The organism is Pseudarthrobacter sp. H2, from assembly GCF_050157045.1.
In the GTDB taxonomy this organism is placed as follows: domain Bacteria; phylum Actinomycetota; class Actinomycetes; order Actinomycetales; family Micrococcaceae; genus Arthrobacter.
In genome coordinates, this window is sequence record NZ_CP189594.1 from 1,739,514 (window position 1) to 1,763,313 (window position 23,800).

Here is a 23,800-nt window from a genome sequence, read left to right on the forward strand (position 1 = left end):
GTGGTGGTTCCTTTTTTCGATCCTGCGTTGGCTCCGGGAGCCGCTTCTTGAAAATCTGCCTCTTGTGCGAAAAGAGTCAATTCTTGGCTACTTGAGGACGTAGATGACCAGGAAGAGGCCGATCCACACGACGTCGACAAAGTGCCAGTAGTACGAGGTGACAATCGCTGAGGTTGCCTCAAAGTGGCCGAACTTCTTCGCTGCGAAGGAGCGGCCGATGATGAGCAGGAAGGCAACCAGGCCGCCGATAACGTGCAGGCCGTGGAAGCCTGTCGTGATGTAGAACGCCGAGCCATAGGCATTGGAGGAGAGTGAAACATGCTCGGAAACGAGCATGGAGTACTCAGTCGACTGCCCGGCAACGAAGAAGGCACCCATGATGAAGGTCAGGGTGAACCATTCGTTCATTCCCCACCGGGTGAAGCTCAGGCGTCCTCCGCTCCGGCGCGGCTGGAGCCGCTCAGCGGCGAAGACGCCCATCTGGCAAGTAAAGGAACTTGCCACGAGGACGATGGTGTTAACGAGCGCAAAGGGGAAGTTGAGCTTGGCTGTCTCCTCGGCCCACATCTGTCCGGAAGTCGAACGGAGTGTGAAGTACATGGCGAAGAGACCGGCGAAGAACATCAACTCACTGGACAGCCAGACCACGGTTCCAACAGAAACCATGTTCGGGCGATTCAGCGTCGGGTGCGCCGGGGTACTGGGGGCATGGGTCACAGATGTCACATAGACATTATGTCTATAAAACTCCCCGGTGCCCAACGCAAAACGCGTTTTCGGAGGACTTTTTCTACAAAGACGCGAATTCGCGCGGAAAAGTTCCCGACCCCGTTCACATTGGTCATCGCGGCGCCCACCTCGATAGCATCAGGAGGTGACTTCTCAGGCATCGGAACAGGCGGCAGGCAACACCTGGCCGCGGCTCATCAACGCACTCATCAACGGGACGGACCTCACCGCCGGCAATACCGAGTGGGCGATGAACTCGATCATGTCCGGCGAGGCCAGCCCCGCACAGGTGGCCGGCTTCCTGGTGGCACTGCGCGCCAAGGGCGAGACCGTGGATGAACTGGCGGGGCTGGTCGAGGCAATGATCGCCAACGCCAGCCCGATTGAAATTGCGGGCGAGAAGCTGGACATCGTCGGAACCGGCGGAGACCAGCAGAACACCGTGAACATCTCCACGATGGCCGCCCTGATCGCTGCCGGCGCCGGGGCCAAAGTTGTTAAGCACGGCAACCGCGCGGCATCGTCCACTTCCGGGTCCGCCGACGTCCTGGAAGCCCTTGGCGTGCGGCTGGACCTGCCGGTTCCGCGCGTCGCCCTTAACGCGGAGGAGGCCGGCATCACCTTCTGCTTCGCCCAGGTCTTCCACCCCTCCATGCGCCATGCCGCCGTCGCCCGCCGCGAACTCGGCGTGCCGACTGCCTTCAACTTCCTGGGCCCCATGATCAACCCCGCCAATGTGCAGGCCTCCGCCGTCGGCGTCGCCAACGAGAAGATGGCGCCCCTGGTGGCCGGCGTGCTGGCCAAGCGCGGGAGCCGGGGACTCGTGTTCCGCGGCAACGACGGCCTGGACGAACTGACCACCACCGGCCCTTCCCACGTCTGGGAAATCCGGAACGGGGAGGTCGCGGAGGAGATCTTCGATCCGCGCGGGCTGGGGATCCGCCAGGCGACCCTGGAGGAACTGCGCGGCGGCGACGCCGTCGCCAACGCCGCCGTCGTCCGTGCCGTCCTGTCCGGCGCCCCCGGTGCGGCACGCGACGCCGCGCTGCTGAACGCCGCCGCCGGGCTGGTGGCCTTCGACCTCGACGCCGTGGGCCCGCTCGCCGAGCGCATGGCGGCGGCGATGAAGCGGGCCGAGGAATCGATTGGCTCCGGTGCCGCGGCCGCCGTGCTGGACCGGTGGGTGGCCTTGTCGCAAGGCTGAGCCCCGGCGGGCCCGGATCCGGACAGGTCCGGCATGACAGAAGCGGGCCCGGCAGATTCTGCCGGGCCCGCTTCTGTCATCTTCTGTTATGCCGCAGGCAGGTTACTCCTCCAAGCCGAGGGCGAAGGCCGCGTCGAGGTCGTGCTGCGAGTAGGCGCGGAAGGCGATCTGGGTGGTGGTGTGAACAACCGCCGGGACCTTGGAGAGTTTGTCCGCGATGACGTCCGCGAGGTCCTCATGTTTGGCCACCCGGGCGATGGCGATCAGGTCCCATTCCCCCGTTACCGAATAGACCTCGCTGATGCCCTGGATGGCGGAGATTTCTTCCGCAGTTTCCGGGATCCGGGAAGCCTCTGTCTTTATCAGGACGATAGCGGTGACCACGTGTGAACCTTTCCGGATCTGTTGCGCCGTTGCCGGCCCGTCCGGGCCGTGCCATGTGCCTGCAAGCCTAATACATCAGGCCTGTTTGCGGCTCGTCCCGAACCGCCGCACCCACGCCACCACGAGCCGGTAGCCGAGCAGAAACACCGCCAGGCTCAGGAGTGCCACGATGATGAACGGGAGCACCACGCTCTGCCCGGTCGCGGCCCGCAGGAGCATGCCGACGGCCACCGTTCCCAGCCAGACGACGACGCCGGCGGGCCAGGGCGCCAGGGGAGCACGCCACACCCGCAGCGCCAGCCAGGACACGGCGGCCCCGGCGAGGAACGGCCAGGCGGTGGCGAGGACCCCGGTGATAACCTCCCCGCGCTGGTGGGCATCCCGGCCGATCGCGGCGAAGGCCAGGATCAGCGCCAGATCAGCGGCCGCCGCCAGTACCGCTGTCCGCACCTTCGGGGGCGCAGGTATGGACGGGCGGCGGAGCGGCGGTGGTGACGAAGACATGCTTACCAGCCTAGCCCGGCACCGCCCGCGACGTGGCGGCGTCAGGCCCTCGTGGCCGCGATTTTTGCTGCAAACGCCAGCAGGAAGACGCCGGCAACCCGGTCCGTCGCCTTGCCTACCGCAGGGGACTGGAACCAGCGCCGTGCACGGTGGGTAGCGACGATGATGGCCGCGAACCAGAGCATGGCTTCTGCGTTGTGGACCAGGGGGAGGAGGGCCCCCATCAGCAGAGGTGGGGCATCGGCTGGCAGGAACTGGGGAATCATCGCCATGTAGAACACTCCGACCTTGGGGTTCAGCAGGCTGGTGGTCACGCCGCTGAGCCAGTTCGTCCGGATGCCGGGCGCCCCGGCGATGGCTTCGGCGCCTGGCCTCGAGCCTTCCCTGAAGCTCTTCAGGAACATGGTGATGCCCAGCCAGGCCATATAGCCGGCGCCCGCGAACTTCAGGGCCGTGAAGGCAGTTTCCGAGGCGGCGAGCAGCGCTGAAGCGCCGACGGCGGCGGCCGCGCCCCATGCCGCTGTCCCCGTGCAGATACCGGCCGCTGGGGCTTCGGTGCGGCACAGCCGGCTTATCCCGGACGAGGACCCCCGGCAGACATATCAACGGGCGGCGGCCCGGGCCGGAGCGCCGGGCGTGCGTTGCCGTCTGGCGGTTGACCTGGGGTGGTGTCCCCTTCGTTCAGGGCGGCAAGATACTGCTCGCGGTCCCAAAGGTGATGCAACAGGGCGGTTTCCGGACTCCAGGGGTGTTCTTTGACATGGCGCTGCAAACGGATCCGGACCCCTTCCAGTTCGGGCCCGGTGCTGTTGAGGAGGCTGTCGATGATCTCGAGCACCTGCAACCGCAGCGATGTGCCGGCGTACTGTTCGGAAGCCGTTACGGAGGCTGTTTCCTGCGGAGCCGGTCCGTATCCGGACGGGGGCCCGCCACGCGGGCCGGGATCCCGGAAGGGGCCGTCCCGCTGGATCATGGCGCTTCTCCGTATTGCCGCGTGAGGGCAGCGGCCCAGGTGGAAGCCCTCCGGGCCGCGGCCGACGCGGTGTCTGCTCCTTCGTAGTGCATCGCCGGTCTCCTATCTGTGCCCTGGGACCAGGAGTGCCCGGCCGGCCGGACTATGTTGACGGACGTTGTCCGGCCGCGCCGGGATCCACAGGGTAAATCTGCTCCCGCCTCGCGCTGCAGACTGGACCCGGACGCTGCCCCCGTGCGCCTCAGCGATTGCTTTGACGATCGGCAACCCGAGGCCGGCTCCGTGCGCCGCGGACGCAGGACCGGACCGTGCACACCGTTCAAATATCCGCTGGTGCTCTTCCGCGGGAATCCCCGGGCCCGTGTCCGAGACCCACAAATCCAGTCCTCCGATCAGGGCAGACCCGGCTTTTGTGGCAGCTGCGCTGCTACGCACTGTCAGGGCGGGAGAATCGGTCCAGAGGCCGCCGACGGAGATCGTGTCATCTTCCGACGTCGTTCCCACGGCATGGGCGGCGAGCTGATCCACCGCGCGGGACAGGCACTGCCGGTCCGCAAGCAACCAGCCGCCCGGTTTGAGGCCGAGGATCCAGCGCCGCCCGCCCAGGATCAGGGCCCGCTGGACGGCGTCTTCCAGGAACTGATCGATGTCGATCCATTCGGCGCGGATTAGACCGGGGAGGCCGCTTCCGGCAAGCACCTGAAAGTCGCTGACCAGCCGCTGCATGGCGTCCACTTCCTCCAGCAGCCGGTTGCACGTCCCCGTGACGTCTCCCGGGGCGTGGGTACTGAGCTGTTCGACGTGCCTTCTGATGGCGGCGAGGGGGGCGCCCAGCTGATGGCCGGCATCGCCCAGGAATTGGCGGCGCTCCACGACTCCGCGCTCCAGCCTGTCGAGCATGGCGTTGAACCGGGCGGCGAGCACGGCGACGTCGTCGTCGGCAGGGGAGGGCAACGCGACCCGCTGCCCAGGGTTGCCCAGGGACAGGTGTTCGGTGGCGTCCCGGAGACGCCGGATGGGGCGGCGCAGCCTTCCCGCCACCACGACGCCGACGGCACCGGCCGCGAGGAGGGTGAGCAGGGAGGTAATGCCGTACATGCCCAGGGACGGCAACAAGTCGCCGTTCACGCGGCCGTCCGGAAGCCTGGGCTGCACGGCGCGGGCCGCAGCCCCGGAGACCAGCATCGCAGAGGAAATGAGCGCCAACTGGGCCGTCAGCACCCACGCCCTGACGGATCTCAATCTCCTGGGGGCACCCCGCCACGCGGCGGCCATGTGCCTGGCTCCGTGGCCCCCGAGGGCGGCAGCCAGGACTGCCACCCTCAGGGATCCACCGCCAGGATGGTTACTGGACACGGACGGCGAAGCCGGCGGCGGTGCCGCCCAGCGCAGACTCAACGCTCACGGTCTGGCCTGCCCGGCCGATAGCAGTCGACGAACCTCGGACGGAAAACGCCCCCGTGGCGTCCACGGCGGCCGTACCCAGGATGGTCCCGTCCAGACCGCCGAGGTGCACGGTGACCGTCTGACCGGCCAGCATGGAGCTGGTCCCGTCCACCCGCCATTCGCGCTTGCTGGCCGTGTAGCGGGCTGAGGCAACCGCCACGGTGTCCGCCCGCGGGGTGACCGTCACCTGGGCGTCGCTTGAGGACCCGTCCGGGCTTCCCACCGTCAGCTTGAAGGTCAGCGCGCCCGAACTCGCAGGGTACTTGTACAGCGGGAACGTGAACGCGGGACGGGCGGAACTGGCGCCGGTGAGGGCGACCCTGGGATCGCCCGGGCCCACAATCTGCGTCCAGGAATAGGTGGCTGCGCCGCTGGAGGCGCTGCCATCCAAGGTGACCTTGGCGCCGCGCTGCGCGCCCTGCTGGTTGGGTCCGGCGTTGGCTACGGCGGCGGTGGCGGCTGTGACCGTCACGGTGACTGTCGCCGTGCTCGGCCCGCCCGGCCCGTTGACTGTCAGGGAGAAGGCATATTCCCCCGGTGCGGGTGCGGTGAAGCTGGGCCGGACCGCGTTGGGGTCGCTGAGGACAACCGCGGACGGACTGCTCCACGAGTAGGTGGACACCGGACCGCTGGAGGCGGATCCGTCCAGGAGTACGTTCTGGCCTGCCTGGACCGTTTGATCGGGGCCGGCCTGGGCCGCCACCGGAATGGGAGAGCGGGCATTTCCCGTCACCTCAACCGGGATGACAACCTCGCCCTTGGCGTCTGATCTCACGGTGACGGAAACCGGAGGAGCCGGGAGAGGGCCCGCTGCCAGGGAGCCCGCTGCGAGCTCCCCGAAGCCCACGGCGGTCAGGGTCCGCGCACCTGCTGTGTCGCTGGACACCGCTTCGACCGACAGGACACCGCTGTCGGTGTTGAAGGTGGCCTTCCCGCTGACCTTGTCAACGACGTCGATCTTCTTCGCCGACGCCGGAACGTCGCTCGAGTTCGTGACGGTGACCGAGGCCGGCGGCCGGGGCCCATCAAAAGCGATCCTGGCGAAGTACCTGCCGCCGGATCCCTCCAGCGCCGTGGGGCTGAAGACCGCGGTGCCGGCCGAAGCATCAGAGAGCTGCATTGACTGCGGTCCGGATTCGCTCGATGCGAAGACGTCCACCGTCCCTGATCCGAGCGATGACCTGGAATACGTCGCCCGCTCTGCGGTCACCCCGCTGTTGGTCGCGAGTTTTCCCTGCACCGTGAAGAGGTCGGTCTCCACGCAGTCCGCCAGCGGGCCCGGAACGGTGGGGCAGGCATCCGCCGTGGCGCTCGGATTGATGCCCGGACCCTCGATGCGGAAGATGTTGGACCCGTACGGGCTGCCGGTGATCTTGTGGGGGGTGGTGCCATCGCCCACGTAGGTGTTCTTGCCGTTGGCGTCGGGCTTGAGGGCGGGATCGGTGGGGTAGGTGTCCCACGTCAGGAACGGTCCGACCCTTCCACCGAGGGCGCCCGAGAAGTCACCCTTTCCGCCGATGCCGATGTCCTCGGTGTCGAAGACGATGCCCGGCTTGGAGGTCCGGACGGTCTTGGTGCCCGCCGGCGTGGTGAATTTGTAATCGACGCCGTCCCTGGCGTTCGTGATTTTCAGCCGGAGCCGGGCGAAGGTGACCTGGTCGCCGTCGGCAACGGGACCGCTGCCGAACGCCTGCTCCAGGGCGATCGCGGCGAGCGCTGTTCCACCACCCGCCGTGTCCATCGTGCCCTTGGTCAGGGAATAGAAGCCTTCATCCGGGTAGTTCCCGGGGAAGGAAACCGGCGCGGCCTCATCGGGCAGCGGCCCGCGGGCCGGGCACAGCGGATCGGCCTGCTCGATGCACTTCTCCAGCCTCAGCCCGTTCTTGTCGCGGTACCAGACCGGGAAGCCGTCCGTCGCATCGACGGGACCCACTTCGGCGAGTCCTGGCCCGTTGACTCCCGGAGGGCCGACGGCGGCCGAAGCCAGGCCGGCCAGCGAGACGACCGCGAAAATTGCGAGCAAGAAACCAAGTATCCGTTTCATGACGATATCCATCCTGTGCTTTTTCTCGCCCCCTCCGCCCTGGCGGAAGGAACGGGGTGCACCGGCCGGCGCACTCATGACCGTCACGGTATGGACAGCGTCTTGTAAATATCCTGTCGTCCAGACCGCCGTGCGGCCCCCCTCAGAGGTCCCCCTCAGAGGGGGGGGCACGGCGGTTTTCTCCAAGGGTTTCCCTAGTGTGCCGGCGGGAAACTTGCCAACATGTCACAGCCACGATCGCTCCGGCGCGCGAAAATCCTTGTTCCGGCAATCCTGCTCCTCCTTGTAGGGAGCCTGGTCGCCGGCGTCATGATGAGGGCGCCGCGCACACCGCCGGCCCCGTTGGGAGCTTCAGCCCGCGTCGACGGCGGACTGGCACGCATCAACGGGGTCATACCGGCCGACGTCGACGGGTGGAGGCCCGACACCGCTTCTGCGGCGCTCGCCAAGCCGCCCGGCGAGGGACTCCACCGGGTACGGGTATTGGTGGAGTTGACCGCGCTCGAACAAGGCGGTCTCCCGTTTGATCCGTCCAGCTACTCCGTGTCGGGCCTGGGCGCAGGGATGTGGAGAGCGCTCTGGTTTTCGCCCGCTGCGGCGATCGCGGCCCAGGGGAAAAGCATCAACGCCACGCTCGTGTTCGAGCTCCCCGACCGGGCCATCGATCTGACCCTCGACCTGTCAGGGGGGCAGGGGCTGTCCCTGGGGGCCGGACACCATAGGGGACGCACCTGACGGGCCTGTCCTCGCATCTACGGGTAGCCGACCTGGCGGAAAACGAGTACCCAATACTCGTGCCCGGGGTTGCTGGATGGAAAAGGCTTGGGAGCAAAAGTTTCTCTTTGAATGGCAGGTCTCCGATGCCCCCTATCCCGACGAAGGAAGCTGCCGGCCCCTCCACCATGGAAGGGGACCTGCCGCCGCGGGGCGTCCTTGAGGTCAGGCTCCTGGGTCCGCTGCGGATCCGGCGCGACGGCGCCGTCCTGGAAGCCGGCGAGCTCGGCGGTCCCAAGCCCCGGCAGATCCTGGAATTCCTGCTGCTGAATCTCGGCACGCCAGTGTCCAAGGACCGTCTCATTGACGTCTTGTGGGACGGCCGGCCTCCGGCGGAGGCGCTTCCGACGCTGGAAAGCTACGTCAGCGTCCTGCGGCGTCATCTTCAGCCGGGCCGGGGCAAAGCCGGTCCCCTGCGGACAGTCACGGGCGGGTACATGATGGACCCTGTCCTTGTGGACCTTGACATCAGCCGCTTCAATGACCTGCTGCACCGGGCCTCGCACTGCGGGCCCACGGAGGCCCTGGAGCTCCTGCAGGAGGCGCTGGATATGGCATCTGCGCCCCTGCTCGGGGATGAGCTGCTCGCGTCCTGGGCGGAGGAGGAACGGGGCCGCCACGAGCTCCGGGTCTGCCGGGCCAGGGCGCTCGCCGCCGAATTGGCGCTGTCCCTGCACGAGCCCGACCACGCAGTCGCCCTGGCCAGGGAGGCCCTGTCGGGCGACCACCTCAATGAGAAGGCCTGGACTTCGCTCGTCCTGGGGCTGGAGGAGTCCGGGCAGCCGCTGGAAGCGCTCCGGGCGTTTGAACAGTGCCGGCGGACCCTGGACCGGGAGTTGGGGTGCAGCCCGGGAAATCCGCTGCGCGCCGCGCACGCCCGCCTGTTGCGGCTGACCGGGGAAACCGGCACGCCGGTACCGGCACCGTTACCTGCAACCGGAGCATCGGCGACCAGGCCCTTGGCAGCCGGCACCCGGAGCGTACCGCCAGCCGACGGGACCGCCCTGGGGATCCTGATCGTAGATGACCACAGGACGTTCACTGAGCTGCTGGCCGGTGCACTCGACCGGGAGCCTGACTTCCGTACTGTCGGTTCGGCGGTTTCCGTGGAGAGTGGCGTGCGGTTGTGCCGTGAACTGGCACCCGACGTTGTCGTCATGGACTATCACTTGCCGGACGGTGACGGGCTCGCCGCGGCAACCCGCATTCTGCAGGACGCCCCGGATACCCGGATCATCATGCTGACGGGAGATCCGTCCCAGGACCTCCTCCGGCGGGCGGCGGGTATAGGAATATGCGGGTTCCTGCCCAAAGACGGCTCGCTGGCCACTATGCTCGACACTCTCCGGCATGCCCGGACAGGGAACATGGTGGTGCATCCATCATTAGTGGCACAGATGGGGGTTACGGCCCCGGATCCGGCCGGGGCCCCCCTTGGGCCCCCCCTAAGTCCCCGCGAGCTGGACGTCCTGCGTCTGATGGCGGAAGGGCAGGAGATACGGGGGGTTGCAAACAGCCTCGGCATCTCGATCCACACCTGCCGCGGCTACGTCAAGACCATCTTTTCCAAGCTCGGCTCCCACTCGCAAAGCGAGGCCATGGCAGAGGCGGAACTGCGGGGCATCCTGAGCGTGAAATCCCATGTCCAGGCCTTCTGACGCGGCGAACTATGCGACGCCGGGGCATCCGGGCGCGGCTGAACGGTTCCAAGTCCGGGGCGCCGTGGCTAAATTCCTCCTGATGGGGTTTCTTGCCCTGCTGGTCGTGGCGACCCCGGTCGCTTTTTGGATCCGTGCGGCCGCGGAACAGCACGCGCTCGATAATGCCGTCCTGCTCACCCAACGCGTGGCGGACCTTGCCATCAAACCGCTGGTGAACGCAGCGGTGCTGGCCGGCGACCCCTCTGCGCTGGAGGCATTGGACAGCGCCTTGCAGCCATGGCGCAACGACGCCTCCGTGCTGCGCATGAAGATCTGGGACGCGGATGGCCGTGTGGTGTATTCGGACGTGCGCTCGCTGGTGGGCCAGAGGTTCGACTTGCCGCAGTGGGGCCGGGACCTGTTGGCGGGGGGCCCGGGAACAGCGTCCCTGGAAAACCAGCAGGAGCTGGAGAATGAGTACGAGTCAGCCTCGGGAGAGCTGGTGGAGGTCTACGTCAGCTCGGCGGCTGCTGACGGTACCCGGCTGATCTTCGAGGCCTATTACGACGACGACCCGGTGCGCGACGAACAGCAGGCGGTCCTTTACAGCATGATTCCGCCCTTCCTGCTCTCGCTGGCGGCGCTGCAGCTCGCCCAGCTGCCCCCTGCGGTCCGGTTGGCCCGGGGGATCCAGTACCACCAGGCGACCCGTAACCGGTTGCTCAAGCGTGCTGTCGAGGCCTCGGATCTGGAACGCCGGAGGATCGCACGTGACCTGCACGATGAAGTGATCCAGGACCTGTCCGGGCTGGGCTACGCACTTGAATCCGAACAGCTCCACGGTCCGCCCGAGCAGCAGTCCATGCTCAGCGGAGCCCGGAAAATACTGCAGCACAGCGTCCGGGCACTGCGGGCCATGACGAGCGAGCTATATCCGCCCGATCTTGAACAACTGGGGCTCAAAACGTCCTTGGAACGGCTCGTGGAGCCACATCAGGAACGCGGTCTCGCCGTGCGTCTGTTCATTCCGGACGGTGCCCGGCTGGACGGCGGCTCTTCGGCTTTGCTCTACCGTGTGGCCCGGGAAGCACTGTCAAACAGTGCCAAACACTCCGGCGCAACCGAGGTGGTGCTTTCACTGCGGACGGACCAGCACGGCTCGGAAATCAGCATTTCGGACAATGGTCAGGGATTCGACAATTCGCGGAGCCCGGCCGACGGCCACCTGGGCCTCCGGATTCTCAAGGACACCATCCGCGAAGCCGGCGGAGCCCTGGCGATCCTCAGCGCCCCCGGCGTCGGCACCACGGTCACGGCGCGGCTGTTCTCCCGCCTTCCGGTGCCCCGCTGACTGTTGGCGCGTGTTCACAGGTTTCTTCCAAGGTTGGTACACCGGGAGCAGGATATCCCCAAGCTGGGTGCTGCAGTCTCGGATTACCGGACAAAGAGAGGAGACCGGCCATGTCCATTTCACGCCGTCAGGTTCTGTTGATCGGGGGGTTGGGAGTCCTCGGCGCAGGTGGCGCCATGTTGCCCACCGGGTCCGTCGAGGCCAAGTCAGCCAGCCGGATCAGTTCCCAGGAGATGCCCCGCCCATTTCAGGCGGATTTTGTCCAGGCTCCCATTCTTCAGCCCCGGACCACCGGCACTGACCCCCAGGACGGATCGCCCGTCAACTACTACACCTTGACGGAAATGGCCGCCATGACAAACATCCTGCCCCGCCTGCGAACACCCATCCTTGGCTACAACGGCATATTCCCCGGACCCACGATCAGCCTGGATCAGGGAACAAAAGCCGTGCTCAGGATACGGAACAAGTTGCCGGCCGTGCACGCACTGGACGGGCACGCCTTGTCCACGTCCACCCACCTGCATGGTTCGGCATCGCGGCCGCAATACGACGGCTACGCCAGCGATATCACCAACCCGGGGTTCTACAAGGACTACCACTACCCCAACTTCCAGCCGGCGCGCACGCTTTGGTACCACGACCACGGTGTCCACTTCACCGCCTTGAACGCCTATTCCGGGCTCGCGGCGCAGTACCACATGCATGATCCGATGGAACGGGAGCTTCTCCCGCAAGGCCGCTTCGACGTCGCGCTGACGGTCAGCGACGCCATGTTCGCAGCCGACGGGTCCCTGGGCTACGACGACAACACCCACTCTGGGCTCTGGGGGGATGTGATCCTGGTCAACGGTAAGCCGTGGCCCGTCATGAAGGTGCAGAAACGCGTCTACCGCTTCCGGGTACTGAACTGCTCCATCTCACGCTCGCTGCGGCCGGCGCTCAGCACCGCCGATCCCGTGGTGGTGGTGGGTACGGATGGGGGTCTGGTCCCGGTGGCGCAGACCGTGGCGGACTGGCGGCATGGTGGAGCGGAGCGTTATGAGGTCCTCATCGATTTCCGGAAGTACAAGACGGGGCAGCGGATCGAACTGCGCAACCTGTCCAACAAGAACAATGTGGACTACGACTTCACCAGCAAGATCATGGCGTTTGACGTGACGGACGAGCCCGTGGACACCTCGGACCCCACCTGGAACCGGATCCCGACGACGCTGACCACCAGCGAAGCCATGTCGCTGCGGACGGGGCAATCCGTGGCAACGCGGAAATTCCGGGTCATGAGGAATGACAGCACCGGGATGTGGACCATCAACGATGACAGCTGGCAGGACGTGATCGCCAGCGCTTACAAGAAAGTCTGTGCCGAACCAGCACTCAACTCGGTGGAAATCTGGGAAATCGAAAATAAATCGGGCGGCTGGTTCCACCCCGTCCACATCCACCTGGTGGACTTCCAGATCCTTAGCCGCAACGGTAAGGCATCCTTCGCCTACGAGCGCGGGCCCAAGGATGTGGTGTACGTGGGTGAAGGCGAGACGGTGCGCCTGCTGATGAAGTTCACGCCCCATAAAGGCCTCTACATGATGCACTGCCACAACCTGCCGCACGAGGACCACGACATGATGGTCCAGTTCCGGGTGGGCCTGAAGGAAAACGACGTGGACGTGGATGATCCCATGACGGCGGCCAGAGCGGTCTGGGACGATGGCCCGGAGTGAACACACGAGAGGGGCCGGGCATGGCAGGCGGGCGCTCCCGCGCCGCGCCCGGCGTTGGACAACGGTGCCGTCAGACACAGGCCGCCGCGCCCGGCTCCTCGCGGCCACGCTGATTCCTGTCCTGGCTGTTCTTGCTGTCCGCAGCTGGCTGGTGGAGCCTGTGACCGTCTCATCGGACAGCATGGCCCCGACCATTCCGTCGGGCAGCGTTGTGCTTCTCTACAAGCCGGCAGCTGCTGCCGGCTGGATCCACAACGGCGTAGTGGTGGCCTTCGGCAGCCCGATCGACGGCCGGACCGTTATCAAGCGCGTCATTGCGGGGGCGGGGCAGAGCATAGCGATCCGGGACTCGGAATTGTTCGTCGATGATGTCGCCGTCGTTGAGCCGTTCGTCGACCACAGCCGCATTGACGCCACTTACTTCGGACCCGTGACGGTGCCGGCCGGAAGCGTCTTTGTCCTGGGGGACAACCGCGGCGTATCGATTGATTCCAGAGACTTCGGAGCTGTGCCGTTGACATCGATCCAGGGCACCCTGCTGACGGGCCAGAAATAGCCACGGTCGTGGCGCGCAGCAGGCGGCCTCTTGCTGTCCGGTGGCCCCAGGGTGTCAAATCCTTACAGAAGGCTCCAGCAACCCACGAACGCCGATGATGGCGACGACGCCAGGAGGTACTCATGCCGGCGAAAGGCGCAAAAGTCCCGGTCCGGAATCCCGGCCGGGGCACCTCTGACCTCCGGCGATCCGACGCTTCCGACGCGGCGCCGCCGGAGCGGCCGGAAAAGATCCGCAACGTTGCGCTTGTTGGCCGTTCAGGATCAGGCAAGACGATGCTGACCGAGGCGCTGCTCGCCGCCACCGGCGCGATTTCCCGCAAGGGCTCCATCGCCGACGGCACCACCGTGAGCGACTCCGATCCGTCCGCGATCCACCAACAGCGCTCCGTCTCGCTCTCGGTGGTGCCGGTGGTCGTCGACGGCGTCAAGGTGAACCTGCTCGACACCCCCGGCTATACGGATTTCACCGGCGAACTGCGTGCCGGGCTGCGTGCGGCGGACGCGGCGTTGTTTGTCGTGTCGGCGATTGACGACATCGACGCGGCGACGACGGCGCTCTGGGCCGAGTGCGAGCGGCTCCGGATGCCGCGGGCGGTGGTGATCAGCCGGCTCGACCACCCCCGGGCGGACTTCGAGGCCGCTCTCGCCAGATGCCGCGCCGCCTTCGGCGATTCGGTGTTGCCGCTCCACCTGCCGGTCCGTGCCGGCGGCGCCGTGACGGGACTGTTGGGGCTGCTGTCGGGCACCGTTTCGCACCACGATCCGGGAGCCCCGGCGCCCGCCAACCGGAACGCGGACGACGTCGAACGTGCGGCGTCGGAGGCCGCACGGGGCGCGCTGATCGAAGGGATCATTGCTGAGAGCGAGGACGAGACGCTCATGGACCGTTACCTCGGTGGCGAGGAAATCGCTCCGGAGGTCCTGGTCAGTGATCTGGAAACGGCGGTCTCCCGCGGGTCCTTTTATCCGGTCCTGGCCACCTCGGCAGAGACCGGCGTCGGGCTGGCGGAGCTGCTGGAGGTCCTGAGCGGTGCCTTCCCGTCCCCGGTCGAGCGGGAGCTGCCGGCCGTGACCGGCCTCGACGGCACGCCGGCCGGACGGCTGGGCTGTGATCCCGCCGGCGCGCTGCTCGGCGAGGTGGTGCGCACCACCATCGACCCGTTCCTGGGCCGCGTGTGCCTGGTCCGGGTCTTTTCGGGCACGCTGCGGGAAGACTCCGCCGTGCATGTGGTCGGCCACGGCCTGGCGGACAGGGGCCATGAGGACCATGACAGCGACGAGCGGATCGCGCACCTGTATTCCCCGCTGGGATCCGGCCTGCGTCCGGTGCCGTACTGCGTGGCCGGCGACATCTGCGCGCTCCCCAGATTGGGAACCGCGGAGACCGGCGACACCATTTCGGCCAGGGAGACGCCGCTGCTGATCGAGCCATGGGACATGCCCGAGCCGCTGCTGCCTGTTGCGGTCGAAGCGGCCTCGCACGGGGATGAGGATGCCCTGGCCAAGAGCCTCGGCAAGGTCACTGCCGGTGACCCGACACTCCGGGTGGAACGCAATGCGGAAACCCACCAGCTGGTCTTGTGGTGCATGGGCGAGGCCCACGCCGAGGTGGTCCTGGGCAGGCTGCGCGACCAGGGCGTGAACCTGCAGACCGTTCAGGTGGTGACGCCGCTGCGGGAGACCTTCACTGCCGCGGCGGCCGGCCACGGACGGCATATCAAACAGTCCGGGGGCCACGGCCAATATGCCGTCTGCGACATCGAGGTCGCACCGCTCGAACGCGGCGCCGGGTTCGAATTCGTCGACAAGACCGTCGGCGGGGTCATCCCCGGGCCCTTCATCACCTCGGTGGAGAAGGGGGTGCGGTCGCAGATGCAGAAAGGGGTGTCCGCAGGATTCCCGGTGGTGGACATCAAGGTGACCCTGGTCGGCGGCAAGACCCACAGTGTCGACTCCTCGGATGCGGCCTTTCAGGCCGCAGGTGCGCTGGCCCTGCGGGAGGCCGCCGCCGCCACCCGCATCCAGCTGCTGGAACCGGTCTCCGCCGTGACGATCAGCGTCTCGGACGACTATGTGGGGGCGGTCATGAGTGATTTGTCCTCCCGCCGCGGACGTCTGACGGGAACATCATCCGTCGGGGGAGAGGGCACCGAAATCAGCGCCGAAGTTCCGGACCAGGAACTCTTGCGGTACGGGATCGAGTTGCGGGCGCTGACCGCGGGCAGCGGCCGCTTCCGCCGGAGCTACCTGCGGCACGAACCGGTGCCCGCCACCGCCACCCCTCCTGCCACGAGGACCTGACGGCCGGGCTGCCGATGGCGGAACACTGCCCAGGGAAGCGGACGGAAGGCAGCGCGGCCGTGGGAGCGTTCAGTGCGGAGCCAACTTGTCGCCGGCCCGACGCCGGGGGAGCCTGGCCAGGCTCCTGACAGCCACGAGGGCCACGGCTTTCAGGAGGAGAATCACCAGCTGAACCGCGCCTGCCGAGAGCAGGAGCAGGACAAAGGTGATGAGGGAGGGCAGGTACATAAGAAAAATGACGCTGATTGTCACGATGTAGCCGAGGGCGTAGCCGACGATGGTCGCCTGGTCCACTGGAATCCCGTCAACAGCCGGATGAGTGGCTCCGGATGCCTGCTGCTGAGTCCCGTTGCAGCATTGGGTGATATGGCCCCCGGCCGCTTTCGCAGTCTGAAACCACCGCGCGGGAGTTGTGATGCGCGCCGCTGGTGCACCGGGTTTCCGGTGAACCGGGTGCGGGCGCCTATGCGGGCCGGTCAGTGATGGCCGACGGGAGTGGTTCCGAACATGAGGGTTTTCCGGGGCACGTCGTAGAAGACGGTCTCCGCGGTGGACAGGAGATCCTGCAGGGTGTCTGCGTCGTCGGCGTCGATGGTCAGGATTTCTTCCCAGGCGCCTTCATCCAGCACGAGCTGCAGCGTCCACGTGCCCGGGCTGCCGGCTTCTCCGGCTATCCAGCTGAACTGGTAGTGGCTGAGCTGGCGGACTTTGATGCTGGCATCGGTGATTGGCTGTTTTGGGGTAGGGCTCATTTTCGCTTCCTTGCCGGCTGCACACACGGCACAGCCTCGTCGCTGGAACGTCGGAACGCTGGATATCCGGACGCCTGCCCACACCCGCGGCAAAGAGACCGTCCGGACCAAATGTAGCCCCGTGCCGGGGCCAAGTAAATGACGTGGCAGCTGCCAATAGCGCGTCGGCACAGGGTGCGGTTCCCGGCGTCGTGCCGCCTGTCCCCGTGCGGCCCCGGATGGGTGCCAATGCGCCTAAGATGAGTGGAATGAACCTGAAAAGCGCGGTGGTGCCTCCCGACGGATCGGCGCAGAAGCTTCCGGCCCAGGCGCAATCACAGACACTGTCCCGTGGGATCCGCGTGCTGGAGTTGCTTTCTGACACCCAGTCGCCCATGACGATTGCGGAGATTTCCGAGCGGTCGGGGCTTCATCGATCGATTGCCTACCGCATCCTTCGGACCCTTGAGGACCATTCTCTGGTGGCACGCGATGACGCCGGAAAGTTCCAGTGCGGCCCAGGCCTGGCCGCCCTGGCGCGGGGAGTGGCCCGGGACCTGCAGTCCGCTGCGCTTCCCGTACTCACCGCGCTGGCGGGCCACCTGCAGATGACGGCCTTCATCGCGGTTTGGGACCAGCGCCAGTGTGTGACACTCGTGGCCGTTGAGCCGCCGCACGGCGAAGGCACACTGGTGCAGCGGCCCGGCACCAGGCATTCCTTCAGTGCCGGGGCTCCCGGCATCGCCATTCAGTCCGCCCTCACCGAAGCGGAATGGGAGACGCTGGCGCCCGGGCAGCCCTACCGTGAGGAGTCCCGCGCGGCCGCCCTGCGGGGTTATGCGCTCAGCCGGGACGAAGTGATCCCGGGCGTAAGCTCCGTCGGTGCGCCGATCCGGGTGCCCGGGCAGCTGCCGGCTGCACTCGCGGTGGTGTATCTTCGCAGCGGGTTGTCCGGCGACGAGGTCGGCGCCAGGGTCAGGAAAGCCGCCGCGGCCATCGAGGACGCCCTGCACTGAAGCCGGGCGGACCGCCGTCGTCCGCCGGCGCCAGCGGGCATCGTCGCCTGTCCGGATCGTCAGGCCTGGACCCGTTGGCGATAGTGCCGTGGGGTTTCGCCGGCGTCGTTGAGGAAGTGCCGGTTGAAATTGGACAGGTTCGAGAAACCGACTTCATAGCAAATCTCGGCGATGGCTTTGTTGCTGCGCTCCAGCAGGCGCCGTGCATGGGCCAGGCGAAGTTTGCGGACCAGATCGCTGAAGTTCTGGCCGGTGGCGCGTTTGAAGTATTTCGAGAACGTCGGCTCGGACATTCCCACCAGAACCGCGGCCTCGGACATCTTGACGCTGCCGGCATGATTGCTGAACACGTACTCGAGGACCAGGTCCACCACAGCCGCAGCCTGGCCGTCCAGTTGCGGCCTGAACCATTCGTCGGCAAGGTAGCGCCGTTCTTCCTGCGGTGCCCGCGCAAGAATCGCAAACAGCTCCAAGAGGTGGTGGAGCCGCTCCAGCCCGGTGGAGGCGCCCATCGCCTCGATGGCTGCGGCCGCAGTCTCGGCCGAGTGCCCCAGGAACTCGATCCCGCGTGCGGATTGTTCCAGCAGGGGCTTGACCTCGGCCAGTTCAGGAAGGATGGAGGCCGCTTGCTGGACCCACTTCGCGTCGAACTGGATCACAGCATCCCGACGCTCCAGCTTTTCGCCGGGCTCCAGGTCGCTGACCCAGTCGTGTGGCAGACCCGATCCCACCAGAGACACATGCCCGGCCTCGAACTCTCCGGCCGGATCGCCGCCGTCGGAAGCGCCGTTGACCCCGCGCGCATCGGCAAGCGGGTCGCCGTCGAACCCCAGCGGCCGTGCCGCACATGCAAGCAGTGCAAGGCCGGCCGGTACAACCTCTGCCCCGACATCGAGTTCTACGCCACCCCACCGATCGACGGGGCCTTCGCCGAATACGTGACCATCCAGGGCGACTTCGCCTACGACATCCCGGACAGCGTCAGCGACGAGGCGGCCGCCCTCATCGAGCCGCTCTCCGTCAGGCTCTGGGCCTGCGAGCGCGCCGACATCCGGCCGGGCAGCCGCGTGCTGATCGCCGGAGCCGGCCCGATCGGCATCATCGCCGCCCAGGCCGCCCGCGCCTTCGGCGCAACCGAAATCTACATCACCGACATCGCCGAGGACCGGCTGGCCTTCGCACTGGACCACGGCGCAACCCACGCTCTCAACGCCAGGACCGACAGCGTCGAAGGACTGGACGTCGATGCCTTCATCGACGCCTCCGGTGCCCCGCAGGCCGTCCGCTCCGGCATCAAGGCCGTCGGACCGGCCGGCCGGGTCATCCTGGTGGGGCTCGGGGCCGACGACGTCGAACTCCCCGTCTCCTACATCCAGAACCGTGAGATCTGGCTCTCCGGCGTGTTCCGCTACACCAACACCTGGCCGCTGGCCATCCAGCTGATCGCCGACGGCAAGGTGGACCTGGACATCCTGGTCACCGGCAAGTTCGCCCTGGCCGAATCTGAAGCAGCGCTCAAGGCGGGCAAGCAGGCCGGGCAGCTCAAGGCCGTCGTGTACCCGGGCCGTTGATGCACGCCACGGCCGCCGGGCAGTCCCCGCCCCGCCCCGCCGTCGGGAACACCATCCTGACTGTCATCGGCGAATCCCTCGTAGATATCATCAGTGATCCCCGCGGGCCGGCGGCAACCCAGGCCCATCCCGGCGGAAGCCCCCTCAACGTGGCCGTGGGGGCTGCCCGCCTGGGCCTGCAGACGAGCCTGGTGACCCACTACGCCGAAGACCGGCACGGGCTCATGATCGAAGAACACCTGCGCTCGAACGGCGTTCAGGTGATCAACGGCGGAAGCAGACCGACGTCGACGGCCCTCGCCATGCTGGGTCCCGGCGGTGCCGCCGAGTACGCCTTCTCCATCACTTGGGAGATCAACGGGGCGTCCCTGCCTGCCCTGGCGGCCGTCGAAGCGTCCACCCACGTGCACACGGGATCAATCGCTACCCTGCTCGCGCCGGGCGATCAGGCCACCCTTGTCCTCGTGGAGGCGGCCCGTGAGCACGCGACCATCAGCTATGACCCCAACTTCCGGCCAGCAATCGGCCCCGATGCGGCCGCGGCGCGCCAGCAGGCTGAAGTGTTGGTGGCCGCCAGCGACATCGTCAAAGCCAGCGACGAAGATCTGAGCTGGCTTTACCCGGACCGGACCCCGGAGGAAACCCTGGAAGCCTGGCTGGAACTCGGGCCGGCGATCATAGCCCTGACCCGCGGAGCCGCCCGGCCGGTCATCCTCTCCGGCAAGGGGCAGGTGGAGGTGGCAGCCGAACCCATCACCGTCGCAGATACCGTGGGCGCCGGCGACTCCTTCATGGCCGGGCTCATCTCAGGGCTCGCCCAACTGGAAGCGCTCGGGGCCGGAGGCAGAGAACGGCTGCGGACCCTGGCCCTGGATCAGCTGCGTGCACTCGCCGCCTACGCCAACCGCGCCGCGGCGATCACCTGCTCCCGGCAGGGCGCCAACCCGCCCCGGTCGGCGGAACTCGGTCCGTTGCCCGTCCCGTCAGCCGCCCAGGAGCACTGATAGCTGCTCCTGGTCGGCGTCGAGCCGCCACCGCGGGTTCGCTCGCCCGCTGAAGACGTCGAGCTCGACGAGCATTGGGACACCTCAATTGATGACGACCGACCGGCCTGCGTAGAAGTATCCGCAGAAGTCCGTGTACCCACCACGTGCACACGTCTCGGGCTCGGTGATGCCTGAGCCCGTCGGCCATCGCGGCCGCGGTCACGGGTCCGCACGCCATCGTTGAGGTCTGCGCCCCGTGGGCGCCCGCGCGACGCCGACCGCGGGGTGGATCTTGTAGACGGTGGGTATGGCGCGGGCCCCCTGCCGCAGTAGTGAGTAGTAGTGATCCGCACACTGCTACACCGGCGGCCGTTACACCGGCGTTACTGGGGCGCCGCCAGTGCTTTAGCTACGTGCCGTACGAGGAGCCATACAGGACTGCCGGAGGCACCTGTTCTGCTCCCAGGACGGCGCGGATGTCCTCGACCACTAGACGAGTAATTCCAAGGGGTCTTCCTGGCGTGGCTTTGACGGTAGCGGGCAAGGGTGTCCAGAATCGGCGTACCCTACGTCGAACTTGGAGGCTCACGTGGAAACCGATCTGGACACCCTTGCAACAGCATTCTATGCCGCCGCCGATGACCTGCTGAAGGCGCATCCGGAACGGGTCCCGGCCCGGCCCCGGATCGGGATCAGCCCGCGGATCACCGATGCCGAGCTGATCACGCTGGCCGTGATGCAGGCGTTGCTTGGCTTTACCAGCGAGGCCCGGTGGCTGCGCCATGCCCGCACAGCCCTGCGCACGATGTTCCCGTATCTGCCGGGCCAGTCCGGGTACAACAAGCGGCTGCGCCGGCTCTTTCCGACCATGAACTGGCTCATTGGCGTGCTGACGGAATGGAATGACATCTGCTGTGACGATGTCTGGGTGGTCGATTCGACCCCGGTTGAATGCGCCCGGTCCAAGGAAACCGTCCGCCGCTCGGAAATGGCCGGGTGGGCCGAATACGGCTACTGCGCCTCCCACAGCCGGTATTTCTGGGGCCTGCGCCTGCACCTGGTCTGCACCCTGCACGGGCTGCCCATCGGGTACGCCCTCACCGGGGCCAAGGCCGACGAACGCCAGACCTTCCTGGACATCCTCGCCGGGACCCCGGCGATGGCCAGGGTCCGTGCCGACGGGCACCGCCAGATCCTCATCGGGGACAGGAACTACTACGGTGCCGGGTTCGAAGAAACGATCGACCAGGCCGGGATCGAGCTGCTCCGCCCTGCCCGCACGGGGGAAGAACCACGGGCAGGATCCCGGTTCTTCAAGCCCCTGCGGCAGATCATCGAATCCATCAACGACACCCTCAAAGGCCAGCTCGACCTCGAACATCACGGCGGCCGCATCCCGGCAGGCGTCACCGCCCGGATCATCCAGCGCCTGCTGGCCATGACCGCGGCGATCTGGCACAACGACCATACGGGACAGGCCGTCCGCCGCTCACTCACCGCCTACGACCACTGACCCCTTGGAATTACTCGTCTAGCCGGAGCCAGATGTCATCGGCAGTCAGATCGACCTCAGCGGTTGTCCGCCGCGAGAGCCCGACGCCACGGTGCCCGATCATGATCACGTCCACCCCGTGACGCTTTGCCCGGCTTCGCAGGGCCGCGTACGGCGCGACGGAAGCCAGGCCAGGGCCGCCCGGGCTCGTCAGAATCGGAGTGCGACTCTGCACTGAGCCCGTGCGGGTTTAGCTCAGGTGAACTCGGTCCCCCGGGACAGAGGCCGCAGATGGGACTCCTGCCTCCTGCGGTTCCTCTCACCCCTGGGATGGGAACACATCAACCTCACCGGCGACTGCACCTGGCCGCGGCCTGGTTATCCGCCGAAGGGGACTCCGGTTACGAGGCTCGCGGTCCCTTGGGCGGGATTTCCTGGATGACCCACCGGTTGCCGTCCGGATCACTGAAATAGGCGAAGGCAAAGCCCCCCATGTCATGGGCCTCACTCACCGGGGCTCCGCGGCGGAGCAACTCGCGCCGGGCCGCACCCATGTCCGGCACCACGAGTTGGAGGCCTTCGAGGCTGCCCGGGGTCATGCTGTGCATGCCGGTTCCGATGACGATCGAGGCGGACGAGCCTGGCGGAGTAAGCTGGACCACCCGCATTCCGGGGATGTGTTCGACGTCGTGATCGAGTACGAAGCCGACCTTGTCCGTGTAGAAGGCTTTGGCCCGGTCCACGTCCGAGACGGGCACCTGCACGACCTCGAGGCGAAGTTCCATGTCCGTCACCCTACGGCATGGGCAGCGCATTGACTGGCCCCACAACCCCAGGGGTGAAAGAAATTTTCCAGGCAACGCTGAGCCATGTGATTTTCTATTGAGCATGGCGGTTCCAGCTGAGGCCGATGACGAGGATTGAACGGCCCTTGGCGACGCCGTCCGTGATGTTGCCAGGACTAAGGCGCTTCACAGGCCAGGTTCACGGACTGTTCACCCGCACCTGATTATGTGAATGAATGGATGCAAACGCCACAAGTGACTACGATGCTGAACCGCCGGTCCAGTGGGCCAACTTGAGCCCCGGACAGCAAGTGAGGGTCCGCGAATCCGGCCGCCCAGCGGGAAGCGGTGTCATCGACAACATGACACCGGACGGATCCGTTGTGTGGATCTGGATCCGCGGGCACTCTCCGCGCCGCATGTACCTGGCCGGTGATCCGGTACAAATTCTCCCGGAACTGGAAAATCCTGACGCCTTTTAGCCATCCGGCCCTCCTGTAGCTTCCGCGGCCCGGCGGACAAGGTCGGGGTGACCTTGAAGGATGCTTCGGCGAAGGTGGCGGAGACCGACGCCGCCTGGCTCGCCGCCATGCGCTGATTGATGATATTTCGGGTGAGGAAGCCCAGGAAACCGTCCCGGGGTGCAACCCATCGGGCGTCCTAGATGTCCGCAAGTGTCAGCGCCGGCGGGGAACTTCCGTCGATGTCCAGTACGCCGAACTCCTTCGCAACCGCGGCGGCGACAAGCACCTGGCCGGTCCGCGCCATCAGGTTCGGATCGTGGAACAGCGCGTTGATCACGCGGCCGATGAACTCCGGGCTTTCGCTGGTCGAGAGATCGAACGCGCCGCTTTCCGCCGCTGCCAGGACCGCCTCGGTGCGGACCAGGCCGGGGTAGAGCGAGATGACCGGAATAGCGAACGGTTTCAGCTCGACGGCCATGTCGGAGGTCATCTTGTCCGTTGCCGCCTTTGCGATGCCGTAGATCGTGTTGCCGAGGTGACGCTGCGCCGACCAGAAGCTGATGTTGATGATCAAGCCGCGGTGCCGCGGCGTCATCATGCGCGCCGTGTGCGCCGAACACACAAATGCCGCGCGCACGCCGGCGTCCATCATGCCGGTCCAGCGATGCGCCGGTTGATCCCAAAACGGCGCAGGCCATGTGAACGCGCCGCCTTCGACCATCTTCTCGTAGCCGCCCCAGGCGCAATTGACGAGGAGATCGAGGCCGCCGCACTCGGACCGGATCGCTTCAAACACGCGCGCGGTCCCTTCGTCCTTGAGATGGTCGCAGCGCAGGCGCCGTATCTCCCGCGGCAGGTCCGCCTGGTCGATCGAGCGGCCCGAGCCGTAAACGCGAAACCCCGCTGCCAGAAGGCCAAGTGCGATGCCCCGGCCGACGCCCCGGCTCGCACCGGTCACGAGCGCAACGTTTCCCGTCGGCGCTTCATTGTGTTCGCGTTCGTTGGTCATGCTCAGCGGCCCCGCTTACCTTCCGTTCCGCGATCGCCATGATACGCCGGGGCTGGCGCCTTGGGCCAGCGGCGCACGCACCCTATCCACCCTTGACGCACGCCCAGAAGCGATGAT

The 23,800-nt window shown here is 66.7% G+C and carries 22 protein-coding genes; 11 read left to right on the top strand and 11 right to left on the bottom strand.

Annotated features, from left to right (window positions below; all coding sequences use genetic code 11):
* Positions 1–87 precede the first annotated feature (87 nt).
* Positions 88–666, bottom strand: a complete 579-nt coding sequence (locus tag ACQCSZ_RS08210; RefSeq protein WP_427007525.1) for a cytochrome c oxidase subunit 3 — start codon at positions 664–666, stop codon at positions 88–90.
* A 208-nt stretch (positions 667–874) separates the two neighbouring features.
* On the opposite strand from ACQCSZ_RS08210, the gene trpD reads away from it, so the two are divergent.
* Complete coding sequence (gene trpD / locus ACQCSZ_RS08215) at positions 875–1,933, top strand: anthranilate phosphoribosyltransferase (protein ID WP_427007526.1); 1,059 nt, start codon at positions 875–877, stop codon at positions 1,931–1,933.
* Between the two features lie 102 nt (positions 1,934–2,035).
* Here the strand turns inward: trpD and ACQCSZ_RS08220 are convergent, their stop codons facing one another.
* The 5 genes from ACQCSZ_RS08220 to ACQCSZ_RS08240 form a co-directional block, all read right to left on the bottom strand.
* Entirely contained in the window at positions 2,036–2,317 is a 282-nt protein-coding gene (locus ACQCSZ_RS08220; protein ID WP_427007527.1) for an Lrp/AsnC family transcriptional regulator, read from the bottom strand.
* A 75-nt stretch (positions 2,318–2,392) separates the two neighbouring features.
* Positions 2,393–2,821 (bottom strand): DUF3054 domain-containing protein, encoded by a 429-nt coding sequence (locus ACQCSZ_RS08225; RefSeq protein ID WP_427007528.1) that lies wholly within the window; start codon positions 2,819–2,821, stop codon positions 2,393–2,395.
* Between the two features lie 41 nt (positions 2,822–2,862).
* Positions 2,863–3,396 (bottom strand): LysE family translocator, encoded by a 534-nt coding sequence (locus tag ACQCSZ_RS08230; RefSeq protein WP_427008286.1) that lies wholly within the window; start codon positions 3,394–3,396, stop codon positions 2,863–2,865.
* 500 nt (positions 3,397–3,896) lie between these two features.
* Positions 3,897–5,036, bottom strand: a complete 1,140-nt coding sequence (locus tag ACQCSZ_RS08235; protein WP_427007529.1) for a sensor histidine kinase — start codon at positions 5,034–5,036, stop codon at positions 3,897–3,899.
* A 103-nt stretch (positions 5,037–5,139) separates the two neighbouring features.
* Positions 5,140–7,263, bottom strand: coding sequence for a PKD domain-containing protein (locus ACQCSZ_RS08240; RefSeq protein ID WP_427007530.1), 2,124 nt, complete (start codon positions 7,261–7,263; stop codon positions 5,140–5,142).
* 243 nt (positions 7,264–7,506) lie between these two features.
* On the opposite strand from ACQCSZ_RS08240, the gene ACQCSZ_RS08245 reads away from it, so the two are divergent.
* From ACQCSZ_RS08245 to ACQCSZ_RS08270, 6 genes are all read left to right on the top strand, one after another.
* A complete protein-coding gene (locus ACQCSZ_RS08245) occupies positions 7,507–8,019 on the top strand; it encodes a hypothetical protein (protein WP_427007531.1) in 513 nt (170 codons plus the stop codon).
* Between the two features lie 125 nt (positions 8,020–8,144).
* Positions 8,145–9,716 (top strand): response regulator, encoded by a 1,572-nt coding sequence (locus ACQCSZ_RS08250; RefSeq protein ID WP_427007532.1) that lies wholly within the window; start codon positions 8,145–8,147, stop codon positions 9,714–9,716.
* Positions 9,717–9,798: 82 nt separating this feature from the next.
* On the top strand, positions 9,799–11,049 hold the full coding sequence (locus tag ACQCSZ_RS08255; RefSeq protein WP_427007533.1) for a sensor histidine kinase: 1,251 nt from the start codon (positions 9,799–9,801) through the stop codon (positions 11,047–11,049).
* Positions 11,050–11,159: 110 nt separating this feature from the next.
* Positions 11,160–12,770: a multicopper oxidase family protein gene (locus tag ACQCSZ_RS08260; protein WP_427007534.1), complete on the top strand. Its 1,611-nt coding sequence runs from the start codon at positions 11,160–11,162 to the stop codon at positions 12,768–12,770.
* A gap of 64 nt (positions 12,771–12,834) precedes the next feature.
* The gene (gene lepB / locus ACQCSZ_RS08265; RefSeq protein WP_427007535.1) at positions 12,835–13,326 is read left to right on the top strand and encodes a signal peptidase I; all 492 of its coding nucleotides are present in this window, start codon (positions 12,835–12,837) and stop codon (positions 13,324–13,326) included.
* 122 nt (positions 13,327–13,448) lie between these two features.
* Complete coding sequence (locus tag ACQCSZ_RS08270; protein ID WP_427007536.1) at positions 13,449–15,629, top strand: elongation factor G-like protein EF-G2; 2,181 nt, start codon at positions 13,449–13,451, stop codon at positions 15,627–15,629.
* 69 nt (positions 15,630–15,698) lie between these two features.
* Here the strand turns inward: ACQCSZ_RS08270 and ACQCSZ_RS08275 are convergent, their stop codons facing one another.
* Entirely contained in the window at positions 15,699–15,923 is a 225-nt protein-coding gene (locus tag ACQCSZ_RS08275) for a hypothetical protein (protein ID WP_427007537.1), read from the bottom strand.
* A 182-nt stretch (positions 15,924–16,105) separates the two neighbouring features.
* A complete protein-coding gene (locus ACQCSZ_RS08280) occupies positions 16,106–16,381 on the bottom strand; it encodes a hypothetical protein (RefSeq protein ID WP_427007538.1) in 276 nt (91 codons plus the stop codon).
* Positions 16,382–16,629: 248 nt separating this feature from the next.
* Between ACQCSZ_RS08280 and ACQCSZ_RS08285 the strand changes: the two genes are divergently transcribed.
* Complete coding sequence (locus ACQCSZ_RS08285) at positions 16,630–17,376, top strand: IclR family transcriptional regulator (protein ID WP_427007539.1); 747 nt, start codon at positions 16,630–16,632, stop codon at positions 17,374–17,376.
* Positions 17,377–17,435: 59 nt separating this feature from the next.
* On the opposite strand, the gene ACQCSZ_RS08290 is transcribed toward ACQCSZ_RS08285, so the two are convergent.
* Positions 17,436–18,107: an AraC family transcriptional regulator gene (locus ACQCSZ_RS08290; RefSeq protein WP_427007540.1), complete on the bottom strand. Its 672-nt coding sequence runs from the start codon at positions 18,105–18,107 to the stop codon at positions 17,436–17,438.
* A gap of 9 nt (positions 18,108–18,116) precedes the next feature.
* Here ACQCSZ_RS08290 and ACQCSZ_RS08295 point away from each other — a divergent pair, with 9 nt between their 5' ends.
* The 3 genes from ACQCSZ_RS08295 to ACQCSZ_RS08305 all read left to right on the top strand — a co-directional run bounded on the left by ACQCSZ_RS08295 (position 18,117) and on the right by ACQCSZ_RS08305 (position 21,446).
* The gene (locus tag ACQCSZ_RS08295) at positions 18,117–18,947 is read left to right on the top strand and encodes a zinc-binding dehydrogenase (RefSeq protein WP_427007541.1); all 831 of its coding nucleotides are present in this window, start codon (positions 18,117–18,119) and stop codon (positions 18,945–18,947) included.
* Positions 18,947–19,951: a carbohydrate kinase family protein gene (locus tag ACQCSZ_RS08300; protein ID WP_427008287.1), complete on the top strand. Its 1,005-nt coding sequence runs from the start codon at positions 18,947–18,949 to the stop codon at positions 19,949–19,951. The genes ACQCSZ_RS08295 and ACQCSZ_RS08300 overlap by 1 nt, the downstream gene beginning before the upstream one ends.
* Before the next feature lie 571 nt (positions 19,952–20,522).
* Entirely contained in the window at positions 20,523–21,446 is a 924-nt protein-coding gene (locus tag ACQCSZ_RS08305; RefSeq protein ID WP_427006534.1) for an IS982 family transposase, read from the top strand.
* A gap of 380 nt (positions 21,447–21,826) precedes the next feature.
* On the opposite strand, the gene ACQCSZ_RS08310 is transcribed toward ACQCSZ_RS08305, so the two are convergent.
* Together ACQCSZ_RS08310 and ACQCSZ_RS08315 are read right to left on the bottom strand one after the other, a co-directional pair.
* A complete protein-coding gene (locus tag ACQCSZ_RS08310) occupies positions 21,827–22,210 on the bottom strand; it encodes a VOC family protein (RefSeq protein ID WP_427007542.1) in 384 nt (127 codons plus the stop codon).
* A 660-nt stretch (positions 22,211–22,870) separates the two neighbouring features.
* A complete protein-coding gene (locus tag ACQCSZ_RS08315; RefSeq protein ID WP_427007543.1) occupies positions 22,871–23,683 on the bottom strand; it encodes an SDR family NAD(P)-dependent oxidoreductase in 813 nt (270 codons plus the stop codon).
* Positions 23,684–23,800: the final 117 nt, after the last annotated feature.